This is a genomic window from Marinobacter sp. EhC06 (assembly GCF_001650915.1).
Lineage (GTDB): Bacteria > Pseudomonadota > Gammaproteobacteria > Pseudomonadales > Oleiphilaceae > Marinobacter.
In genome coordinates, this window is record NZ_LXYO01000023.1 from 397714 (window position 1) to 408820 (window position 11107).

Annotated in this window: 10 protein-coding genes; 4 read left to right on the plus strand and 6 right to left on the minus strand. The window is 59.1% G+C overall.

Annotation, left to right across the window (positions count from 1 at the left end):
• Positions 1 to 8: 8 nt before the first annotated feature.
• Genes A8B84_RS11815 through A8B84_RS11825 form a run of 3 tightly spaced genes read right to left on the minus strand, consistent with a single transcriptional unit; the run spans position 9 to position 4516 of the window.
• Complete coding sequence (locus A8B84_RS11815; RefSeq protein WP_064229374.1) at positions 9 to 422, minus strand: response regulator; 414 nt, start codon at positions 420 to 422, stop codon at positions 9 to 11.
• Between the two features lie 14 nt (positions 423 to 436).
• Complete coding sequence (locus A8B84_RS11820) at positions 437 to 994, minus strand: hypothetical protein (protein WP_064229375.1); 558 nt, start codon at positions 992 to 994, stop codon at positions 437 to 439.
• A gap of 33 nt (positions 995 to 1027) precedes the next feature.
• The gene (locus A8B84_RS11825; RefSeq protein WP_138103193.1) at positions 1028 to 4516 is read right to left on the minus strand and encodes a response regulator; all 3489 of its coding nucleotides are present in this window, start codon (positions 4514 to 4516) and stop codon (positions 1028 to 1030) included.
• A 171-nt stretch (positions 4517 to 4687) separates the two neighbouring features.
• Between A8B84_RS11825 and A8B84_RS11830 the strand changes: the two genes are divergently transcribed.
• Positions 4688 to 5758 carry a hypothetical protein gene (locus A8B84_RS11830; protein ID WP_064229377.1) on the plus strand — a complete coding sequence of 357 codons (1071 nt, stop codon included), beginning with the start codon at positions 4688 to 4690 and terminating at the stop codon, positions 5756 to 5758.
• Here the strand turns inward: A8B84_RS11830 and A8B84_RS11835 are convergent.
• On the minus strand, positions 5755 to 6006 hold the full coding sequence (locus tag A8B84_RS11835; protein ID WP_064229378.1) for a hypothetical protein: 252 nt from the start codon (positions 6004 to 6006) through the stop codon (positions 5755 to 5757). The two genes, A8B84_RS11830 and A8B84_RS11835, sit on opposite strands and share 4 nt — an antisense overlap.
• Before the next feature lie 196 nt (positions 6007 to 6202).
• Here A8B84_RS11835 and A8B84_RS11840 point away from each other — a divergent pair, with 196 nt between their 5' ends.
• Positions 6203 to 6547, plus strand: a complete 345-nt coding sequence (locus A8B84_RS11840; RefSeq protein ID WP_008176786.1) for a hypothetical protein — start codon at positions 6203 to 6205, stop codon at positions 6545 to 6547.
• Positions 6548 to 6557: 10 nt separating this feature from the next.
• Here A8B84_RS11840 and A8B84_RS11845 read toward each other — a convergent pair whose 3' ends face one another.
• Both A8B84_RS11845 and A8B84_RS11850 read right to left on the minus strand, forming a co-directional pair.
• Entirely contained in the window at positions 6558 to 7844 is a 1287-nt protein-coding gene (locus tag A8B84_RS11845) for a serine hydrolase domain-containing protein (RefSeq protein WP_064229379.1), read from the minus strand.
• Positions 7845 to 7970: 126 nt separating this feature from the next.
• Positions 7971 to 9158, minus strand: coding sequence for a sensor domain-containing diguanylate cyclase (locus tag A8B84_RS11850; protein WP_227512805.1), 1188 nt, complete (start codon positions 9156 to 9158; stop codon positions 7971 to 7973).
• Between the two features lie 215 nt (positions 9159 to 9373).
• Between A8B84_RS11850 and ybaK the strand changes: the two genes are divergently transcribed.
• The gene (gene ybaK, locus A8B84_RS11855) at positions 9374 to 9844 is read left to right on the plus strand and encodes a Cys-tRNA(Pro) deacylase (RefSeq protein WP_064229381.1); all 471 of its coding nucleotides are present in this window, start codon (positions 9374 to 9376) and stop codon (positions 9842 to 9844) included.
• A gap of 3 nt (positions 9845 to 9847) precedes the next feature.
• Complete coding sequence (locus tag A8B84_RS11860) at positions 9848 to 11041, plus strand: cation:proton antiporter (RefSeq protein WP_064229382.1); 1194 nt, start codon at positions 9848 to 9850, stop codon at positions 11039 to 11041.
• Positions 11042 to 11107: the final 66 nt, after the last annotated feature.

The following is an 11107-nucleotide window of genomic DNA, read 5'->3' on the forward strand; positions in this document are numbered from 1 at the left end:
TGAACCGGTCAGTGGCGCCGGTTCAGACCCTGCATCATCGCCATGTCGCCGCCGTGAACCATGGCGTAATTGTTCACCACATCGTGTATTTTTTCCTGGGAATAGGGCTTGACCACGTACCCGTTAGCGCCGGCACTGATCGCCCGCTGAATACTTTCGATGGAATCATCCGCCGTCACCAGCACAATATGCTGCTCCGCCCGGGCATCCTTGAATTCCAGCATCAGCTCGTGACCATCGCCATCCGGCAGGCCCAGATCCAGCAGGATAATGTGAAATTCCCCACCCTTGAAAGCCGTCCTGGCGGAAGCCGCATCAATACACTCGATCACCTTGGTGGCGCCAGCCTTGTAGAGCATGTCCACCAGCCGCTCTCGCATCACCGGCTCATCTTCCACTACCAGCACTCTCAGATCCGTCATGGGGGTTGCTCCTGTCAAGCTGTTGGGTCGTTGCCCGTGCGCCGGGGCAGATCCAGCGGCGACGGGCGAGGCTCGCCCATTTCGCTGTCATCAAACCGTGGCCTGGTCTCATCATCTGCCTTTGTTGCGTCTTCCATGCCAAATCGTGTGAGGATGTTGCTGATACTCACGGCCGTTGTGTACAGAGAAATGGCAATAATCAGAAGGATCGGCTGAACAAAGGTTACGAAACCGGGCACATCCGCGCTCCCCAGTATACTCAATATCAGGATGATTGCCGGGCCCAGTACCACGAAGAGGGTCAGCGCAATGAAAAAAACAATCCGTTCCTTGTAACGGCCCAGGTCCCGATTGGTCACCAGTCCGAGCACGAACTTGCCGATGGCAAGGCCGGCCAGAATGGCGGCCGCGATACTCAGATCCGGTCGAAGCAGGGTTTCATACAGTCGGCCTTCCCACAGCCGTTGCATACCAATGATCAGAAACGGAAACAGCACAAACAGGATGTCGGCGTAGGTTCCGTACATCATGCTCAGGGAATGGTGTTCTCGGCGTTCCGGCAACTCACTCATCGGGTTCTTCCTGTTGGTTGTTCTCGGCATACATCAGCCCGGGGTTTTCGCAGCGACTAGGGCACGCTCTATCATTTCACCGAGTCCCTTGAGCTCGCTGCGAACGCGGTCCCAGTCCGGTTCGGTGACTTTCAGAAGATCTTCCACTATACCCGCCTGTCGGGTCATCAGCGGGTAGCCCATAGCCCCCGCCGTGCCCTTGATCTGGTGGGCTTCGGTTTTCATGGCCTCACGATCGGCGCTCGCCAGCGCCGCTTCCATTCGCGCCCGACGGGCGGCCAGACCATCAAGAAACTGTGCAACCAGATGGGCAATTTCGGCATCCTCACCGGCGTCCGTCGCGGAAACCGCGCCAGCGCCAAGCAGTCGATCCAACAGGGACGTCAGGTGGGACTGGTCAATGGGCTTATTCAGCACCCCGTCACAACCGGCATCGAGCAGGGCATCAGTTTCCTGCTGATCGCCAGCCGTAAAGGCGATCACCGGCCGCCGGAACCCGGCCTGGCGCAGCAGTCTGGTTGCAGCAACGCCATCCATACCGGGCATGTGACGGTCCATCAGAACCAGATGAACGGTATCGGACAGAGCCGTCCGGACCGCTTCCTCGCCACTGGTAACCGACATCACATCCAGCCCCTCCCGGCGTAGCATGCGCTCCACCAGCTGACGGTTCTCGGTATTGTCTTCGGCAACCAGCACCTTGCCCTGATACCGGGGCGCGGTGCTTTGGACAATCTCCGGGGTTACCGAAAGGTACCTGGCCAGGGCTTCATAGAACCGCTGCTTGTCGATGGGTTTGGCCAGATGCTCATTGCAGCCCGCCAGCCGATAATCGGCAATGTCTTCGGACATCACGTTCGCGGTCAGGGCGATCACCGGCGTATTGACCCCGGCCTCGCGCAGCGCCGCGGTGGCGTCACGGCCGTTCATCACCGGCATCTGGATGTCCATCAATATCAGATCAAAGGGCTCGCGAATCGCCAGTTCCAGGGCTTCGGCGCCATTGCTCACATGAACCAGTTCGGCGCCGGTTCGCGACACCAGCAGGGACACAAGACGCCGATTCACGTCGTTGTCTTCGGCACTCAGAATTCGCCCGGACAATCTCGGTGCCACCACCATGGGTATGGCCCTGCGCCGCTGACTGAGCTCCGACGCATCACGCAGGAAATGAACCTGGGCCAGTGGCCCGGTCCGGATCGACAGCTCGAACTCGCTACCCTCGCCATAGGTGCTGTTCACCCGGATACTGCCACCGAGCATTTCTGCCAGACGCCGTGAGATACTGAGCCCGAGGCCGGTGCCGCCATACTGCCTGGAAATGGCGGCGCTGCCCTGGGCAAAGGGATCAAACAGCCTTCCCAACTGTTCCGGCTTCATGCCAATGCCGGTATCCACCACCCTGGCCACCAGCAATTCGTGCTCGCGATCGCAGCGGACCACCAGCGAAATGGAACCTTTGTCGGTGAACTTCAGGGCATTGCCGCACAGGTTGATGATGATCTGACGCAGCCTGGTGGGGTCGGTTTGCACCTGCTCCGGCAATGGGTATTCGCAGATGATGCTGAAATCCAGCCCCTTTTCCCGGGCCCGGGGGGCAAAAAAGGCGCGAATTTCATCCAGAAGTTCCGGCAGATTGACCGATACGATATCCACATCCAGTTTGTTGGCGTCGATCTTCGAATGGTCGAGGATGTCGTTGACCAGATCCAGCAGATGGCGCCCGCTTCGTACCACGGTCTCTGCGCTGCTTCTTTTTTCAGGATCACTGAGGTCCGGATCAAGCAGGGTTTCACCGTAACCGATGATCGCCGCCAACGGCGTACGGATTTCATGGCTCATATTGGCCAGGAACTGGCTCTTGGCCTCCGCCGAGTTACGGGCCAGTTCCTTTTCGAGCCGCTCCTGCTCACGCTCTCGCTCGATTCTCTGCCGGTTGTGACTTTCGGTGGCGTCGATGCAGGTCCCTTCCAGGTGAGTAGGCTCGCCTTCGGCGTCATAAACCGTATGCAATGAGATGGTCGCCCAGCGCTCGTCGCCATCCCGGGTCAGGTATCGGGCCTCAATGCCCTTGACCGTACCCCGGGCCTCCAGCTGTTCGATCACCAGCCGCCGCAGGCGGTCATCCGCGATGCAGGTTTCCAGTACGTCCGGGTTCCGCGTGAGCAGCTCCCGGCTGCTGTTATAGCCCAGCAAACGCGCCATGGCCGGATTGGCAGTGACAAATCGCCGGTCCGGGGACATCTGGAAGACGCCCTCAATGGCATTGTCGAACAGCGACTGGTAACGCTGAAGATTCGACAACGCCCGCTGGCTCCAGCCCAATGCCTCGCCCTGAACCTGTTTTATCCTGTCCGCCAGGGCAAACGAGAACAGAATAATCTGGGCAGTCAGGCCAAACTGGGGCGAGTAGGCGGTGAAGGTGTTAAGGGGCAATATACCCATCACCGTCAGGGCGTAGATGCCGAAGCCCACCAGCGCAAGAGTCCAGGCAAAAAAGTAGGACCGGGCCGCCGGATTGTAATAACGCCAGGACAGGTAACTGACGACGATCAGGATCAGGCTCAGCAACACGGAGCCAACCACAATCCATTCCATGGCCACGTGGTAGGGCAGGAACAGTGACAGAACAAACGTCGCGACCACCGAATAGAGACAGAGGCGGATGACCTGATCAAGGTCGGCAGACCGCTCCCGGGTTTCCAGCAGTGACCTTGCCATCAGCAGGCCCCAGAACCAGGTCAGGATGATCTGGAAGTGCAGGAACTGCTTGTCGAAAAGAGCGGGCCGGCTCTCCAGCAACTGGATACCGTGAACCTGTTCGGTAAAGATAAAGATGGTCGCGAACACCAGGTAGAGCACGTAATAGATGTTGCTTCGCTCGCGCACCGAGACCGCGACGAACAGGTTGTAGGCGAGAATGGCGAGCACCGCACCGAGCAGAATGCCCCGCACCAGTTCATCCACCGAGACTTTTTCAATATAGCTGTCCGGGTGCCACAGGCTGATCGGCAAACGGAAGGTGTTGGTGTTGACCACCCGAAGATAGACGTGGCTGAGGGTATCCGGTGCCAGGGAAAGGCGGAATGTGGGGTTGGGAACCGCCAGGTCCCGCTCCACCCAGTTATCCTCGTAACCGGCCTGGCGCTGCTCAACCAGCGCGCCGTCGCGGACCATGAACAGGGCGACTTCATCCACCAGGGGCAGGGCAAGCTCCAGGATCCATCCGTTCTGGTCGAGGTTTCGGGCGGACCGCAGATCCAGACGCACCCAGTACGCCGACTCGGTGTAGCCGAAGTTTAAAACGCCGCCCTCTTGGCGGGTAAAGGCTCCCGATTCCAGTTTGCGAACCTCATCCAGGGTCAGCGCCTGCCCGGGATCTTCCAGGTACCAGATACAGCCACCCAGATCACGGATACTCTCGACACCGACATCCAGGACAATCTCGCCATCACGGCAGGGCCCGGCTGCACTGGCCGAAGACGGCATCATGGCCGTGACCAGGAGCAGCAGGGCCACCATCAAAGACGTCACCGCTGGGAGCGCCAATTCAAGCCGTTGCCGCAAAATGTGATCTCCGCGAGGGTAGATACCTGTTTTTTGTTTTACTGTCAGTAACCGCACCGGGCTATACCGTCCTGGTGACTCACTTTAGCCGTTTACACCGTTTTTCGCATCCCGGGGCCTTCTGAAATGAGACATTCCTGCATTTTCGCTGCTGTTTCCATGACCACGCTTGTCCTGAGTGGCTGCGGACTTGAGGACACCGGCCCTTCAGCGTTCAATCCGGCCACCAATGTGGATCTGACGTTCTCGAGCTTCGACCTTCAGAACACTGAGGTGGCCCCGGACAACCTTAGTCACACTCGTTTCTGGGATTTTTACCGTGGCATCCAGCCCGCAGCAGACGATGCCGACGACCTGGAAACCACCGGGGAAATACGCAGTCACATCGAGATTTTCACCCGGGCGACGCCAACGGACGCGGGCACCAGTTATGACAGCGTGCGCAACCCGCTGGACCTGATGAATCAGGTGCTGGCATCCGGTGAAGTCACCAATTTCCAGGAGGGTAAACGATACATCAGCCAGCGCATTGCCGATGGCGTCGCGGGCACCTACAACACTCGGGGCAATGGCGCCCAGATCCGGTTCACAGACCAGTCGGCGGTGATTGCCGATCTGCCGCTGAACGACCAGCTCTGGATCTACCCCACCCTGGACTGGCGTTACCTGCCGGATGGCCCGGAAGGGGCGGATCTCGAGAACAAGGTGTATCGCACCATCCAGTACGTCAGCCGCAGCGTGGAGGAAGAAGACCAGGCGGCCCAGCCGGAACTTGTCAGCGTGCTGGCAGGCAGCCGGTTTGACGCCAACAGCTTCATGACGCTGGGCTACAGCCCCACCGAGTTCGCCACCGCCGACTACCTGAGCCGGAACCATGGCAGCATTGAACTGCGCCAGGATTTCATTGACGAAAACACCGATACGCTGTTTATCAAGAATCAGGAATCCGAAGTCATCAAGCTCGACCGCTATCCGGGGTACACTCGGGAAGACAACCATCCCGACTGCCTCAGAATCGAGCTGGATTACAACATGGAACGGGTCAGGATTTTTGCCTCAGACGGCGAGCCGGCCCGCATTGACGACCCTGACTCAACGAACGAGCAGGACACCATTGCCAATCCGGCCAATTGCACCTATCAGGAAGACGCGGACGCTGTAACCACTTGGGGAACGGTGGCTATCGCCGAGCGCTAGCTGGCGCCTCCGTCCCTGAGATCCCAGTTTTGCAGGAAACCTTTTTTGCGGTCGATCATCCGCTCATAGGTGGAGATCATGATGGCCGCGTGGGGCGCTTTGACCAGACGGAGGGTTTCGATACGGCGTTCGAGCCGCTCAACTTCCGAGCGCACCTGCTGATGCACGTGATTGCGAACGCTGTCGTGATGGTCCAGCTTGACCTCGCGGGAGGCTGACTGGTGGCTGGGGGGTGTGGGCTTGTCCATTCGGCTTCTCGTCCATTGAGTCGTGATAGATCCTTTTCCCATCACGCAAGTCTGCACAACTGTCCGACAAAGTGCAATTAAAATGAATAGAGTTTCATTTTTATTTTCAGCCTTGCCGGTCCTTCTGCCATTCACACGATGGAAGCCCTGCTATAGTTCCCTGTAGATACAACATTGCCCACCGACAGGAGCTCCCATGACCCAGACGTCCGTGGCGGATACCCTCCGCGAATATCTGTCGCTGCTGGAACTGCTGGATGATGCCTACTGGGAAGCCAGCAGCATTCACCACAAGGACATGCTGTACGACATCATCAGCATCTTCAGCCAGGAAGTGGCCGAGATTAACAAGCTCAGTATTCAGGACCACCATTACCCCTACGAAGTGATCACCGAGGGCATTCGGCGGGTGGTCCCGAAACTGGAGCGACTCGATGAAAACCGCGAAGACGTGATCCAGCGCACTCAGACACTGACCGATTTCCGCGACATCCTGTCATCAGTGCTTGGCATCCTGGAAGCCCAGCTCCGGACCCTCTGAAGAAGACGCCTCAAGCGGCGATCAGCGGTCGCCGGTGCTCCGGTATCAGCGGGAAGCGGTTGCCCACGGTATACACGAACTTCGCCAGCGCTGGCAGATGATGGCCGACAATCGGGATGCCCGTGTTAAGCAGACTGACCGAAATATCACGGGCAGCGTCTGCCCAGCACAGCTTGTTGATCAGACCCACGTGGCCAAAGGCAAACCGGCTGTTCTGGCCCCAGAGACCCACCGGGTTGCCACCCAGCATCATGCCGGCACTGAAGCGCATGGGTATCATCATGGTGCGGTCTATCTGCAGGGAGCCGAACTGCTGAATAGCACGGCGGATGGTGATCTCACTGCAGATTCGCCGGCCGTTCCAGAGCCCGCCGTTCAGCATCATCTGGAAGAACCGACTCATTTCCTCTGCGGTCCCGCAAAGGTTTCCCGCCGGGATCACCGCCTCCTGGAACCGTGGATCATTGGTAACCCGTTCAACGGTCCGGATATCCCCTCCCAGAGCACGGTTGACGACCCAGGAAACCGGGAAACGGGGGGTTGGCCCGGTGGCGTAGTTGCAGGCCAGATCATTCAGATGCTCCGGGGCGATACCATAGGTAAACCATTTCATACCCATGGGCCGACGAAGGTGCTTGTCGAGATAATTCTCAATGGTATCGCCGGTCACGCGTTCCAGAACCCGCTGGAGCACAAAGCCGCCGGTGATCGCATGATACGCCACCTTGGCGCCATCGACCTCCACCGGCCGGGCGGCGCAGAGCAGGCGCCAGATTTCGTCGTTGTCCCAAAGTACATCAATCGGCGTTTCCCGCGGAATGGCAGGAATGCCACCCCGGTGGGAGAGAATCTGGTGAACGGTAATGGTGCGTTTGCCGTTAACCCCGAACTCCGGACAGTAGTAGGACACGGGATCCATCAGGTTCACCAAGCCCTGCTCTGCCAGCATGTGCATCAGCAGGGCTGTAACCGCCTTGGAAGCAGAGAAGTAGCAAATCGGGGTATCGGTGGTCATCGGGACTTTAACCGCATCCCTCGGGTCATGGGGGCCATTGCCACTGGCGTGGCCAATGGCCCGGTGCAGCACCTGCTCGCCCTTATGCCGAATGGAGATCTGGATACCCGGATGCACACCAGTCCGGTACAGACTCTGGACGCTGCGCCACAGAGCATCAACCGTCTCCTGACTTACGCCAGCAGCAGCCGGATTTTCACCAGCGGCATCCCTGAAAGTGACGGTTTCGAGATCCTCGGGAATCTGGCTGCTATGAAGGGCACGGCGAGCAAGTCGGTTCATCAGTTCAAACCTTTTTCAGTACGATTGTTGTTTTTCTATTTTCAATAGAACCACCCCGTTGCACATTGGCCGGGCCGCAATCAGGCTGACGTCACCGCCTCCACCTGGCCCGGAACACGGGTCTCTTTACTGATTATGGACCTGGTCGTGCAGGTGCGCCATGGCAACACAGTTTCGCCCGCGCTCCTTGGCCAGATACATGGCCTTGTCGGCCGCAGCACAAAGTGTGGAGGCCGTCTGCCCGTGATCGGGATAGACCGCAACGCCGACACTGATGGTCAGGGGCACCGTCTGGTCATTCCCGAGCGGCTGTGGCTCTTCGGCCACTTTGCGTCGGAGCCGCTCCGCCGTCTCCTGAGCTTCTTCAAGATCCATTTCCGGCAGAACGATAACGAACTCCTCGCCGCCAAACCGACCAATGGAGTCGACGCTGCGCACGCTGCCCAGCAGCAGGCGACTGATGGACCGGAGAACCGAATCGCCGGCGGCATGGCCGAATGTGTCGTTGATATCCTTGAAATGGTCGAAATCAACCCAGAGCACGGCCATGGGCCTCTGATACCGTCTGGCCCGCTCCAGCTCCTCCTCGAGAACCCTGGACATTTCCCGGCGGTTGAACAGGCCGGTCAACGGATCCCGGGTGGCCATTTCCTCCAGCTCGTTTTCAAGGGTCTTGCGATCGGAAATGTCCAGCACGATGCCTTCGAGCACAACCGTACCATCTTCTTCCTCAACACCGCGGCCACGCTCCCACACCCAGATCCGGCTGCCATCCTGTCGGGTAAGGCCGTATTCCAGTGAAAAGGACTCGTCCTTGTCCAGAGCCGCCTGCACCTCCCCCAGGATCCGCTCGTTGTCCTCGTCATCCATCAGGCTGGCGTAACTGGTAACCCGGTTATTGATGAGGTCTTCAGGCTCATAGCCGGTGAGACGGGCACACCCCTGGGAAACGAACAGCATGGTCCAATGCGGATCATAACGGCACCGATACGCCATACCGGGTAGGTTATCCATCAGGACCTGTAGTTGGCGCTCTCGCTTGCGCAGGGCCTGGCGCTGATTGTGCTGCAGGGTGAGCAGGGCCCGATCCTTGGTGAGCTGGCGCAGGAGCGCCACGAACAGCACGAGGCCCGTGGTCAGCACAAACAGGAAACCCTTCCAGGTCTGAACCAGGGAAAAGGTCTGAGGGTCGGGGAACCATGCCTCGGCGGCGGTATCGGAAAACGCAATCCATGCAAAGCCGGCAATCAGATAGACCAGCGCTGCCCAGCCAGCCCGCCGCAGGGGTGTCCGGTTATCATTCAATCTTTTCATTCCTTGAGAGTCTGGCCGCTGAGGCACCATGAACACACAGCCATGGGGGTTTGGACATTCATAATGTACGAAAAATAGTCATAACAGGACGTTAAGTCGAGTGACAAATGTCATGCTCCGTAAAATCGTTCGCTACCCACCGAACCCGGGCAGTTGTTGCAGTGCCGCTTAGCTGCTTTAATTCCCGATCTCTGTCCCCCATTCAGGAGCCGAGCATGACGCCTGGCATAAACGCGGCGCGCAAGGCCGCAGTGCCCCATACCATTCATGAATATGAACACGATCCGGCAAGCGAGAGCTATGGCACCGAGGCCGCAGAGAAAACCGGCGTGGCCCCTGCCCGGGTGTTCAAGACCCTGGTGGTGGCCATCGATGGTAAGGAGCTGGTCGTGGGCATCGTGCCGGTGACAGGGATGCTCAATATGAAACTGATTGCCCGGGCGGCCCGCGGAAAGAAAGCCACCATGGCTGACAAACAGGCGGTCGAGCGCACAACCGGCTATGTTCTGGGTGGTGTAAGCCCCCTGGGACAAAAGAAAAAGCTGAAAACCTTTATCGACGACTCGGCCCTGGGCTTTGATACCATTTTTGTGAGCGCCGGGCGCCGCGGCCTGGAAATTGAGCTTGCACCGCGGGATCTGGCAACACTGGTAAACGGCGGTTTTTTCCCACTCCATCAGGAGTAAGCCTTGAACCACGCAACGGACCTGCTATTGATCGGCGGCACCCTGCTGCTGGCCTTGGCCGCACACGGTATCGGCCAACGCATACATGTGCCCAGGGTCACCCTGTTGCTCTTGCTAGGCGCGCTTGCCGGGCCGGAACTTCTGGATCTTCTGCCAACCGGCGCCGACGCCCACTTCGGATTCATTACCCAACTAACCCTGGCCATGGTCGGCTTCCTGCTGGGTGAGCGCATGGCGGTGAAGAACCTGGCGGAAGGGCGGGAGGCGGTGATCGTGAGCCTTGCCGTCTCCCTTGTAACGGCGGCCTTTGTTGCCGTCGCAGTCTGGCTGGTTACCCGGAACCTTCCTGCTGCGCTGCTCCTGGGCTCCATCGCAACGGCAACAGCACCGGCAGCAACACTGGATACGTTGAAAGAAGCGGGTGCCAACGGCCCGCTGACTCGGCTGGTATTCCAGGTCGTCGCCATCGACGACGCCTGGGGCGCCATTCTGTTCAGTATCTGCCTGGTCGGCGCCCAATTACTGCTGGGCAATGGCGGTACCGGGCTTTCAACCCTCGTGATCGGATTTACGGATGTCGGAGGGGCGGTTCTGCTGGGCATTGTCCTGGGCCTGCCCATGGCCTGGCTCACGGGCCGACTGCGGCCCGGCGAGCCCATGCTGCTGGAATCTGCCGGTTTTGTCTTCGTGGCCGCCGGCATCGCATCGTTTCTTGGCCTCTCCTATCTGCTGACCTGCATGACACTGGGCATCGTAGTTGCCAACCGGGCAAGGCATCATGTGCGCCCATTCCGCTCAATAGAAGGCATTTCCGAGCCGTTCCTGGCCCTGTTCTTTTTCATGGCCGGCTACCAGCTTGAATGGGCCATGCTGCCAGCCCTCGGCGCGCTGGGCCTGGCCTATGTTGCCGCACGGATTGCAGGCAGGTTGGCGGGCGGACGGTTCGGCGGCTATCTGGCCGGTTCCACACAACATACCCGGAAACGGATCGGCGCCTGCCTGATGCCCCAGGCCGGCGTTGCCCTTGGCCTGGCACTGCTGGCGACCGAACGGCTGCCGGAGCTGACGTATATTCTGCCCCTGGTTATTGGCGCAACGGTGATTTTTGAACTGGTGGGGCCGCCGCTCACCCTGATTCAGCTCAGACGAGCCGGCGAAACCGGCAAAGGCTATCAGGACGAACCGGACGAGGACTGATTGCCCTGGACGGACACAAAAAAACCGGAGAACCCGCCAGGGCTGTCCGGTTTTTTGATTGCATCC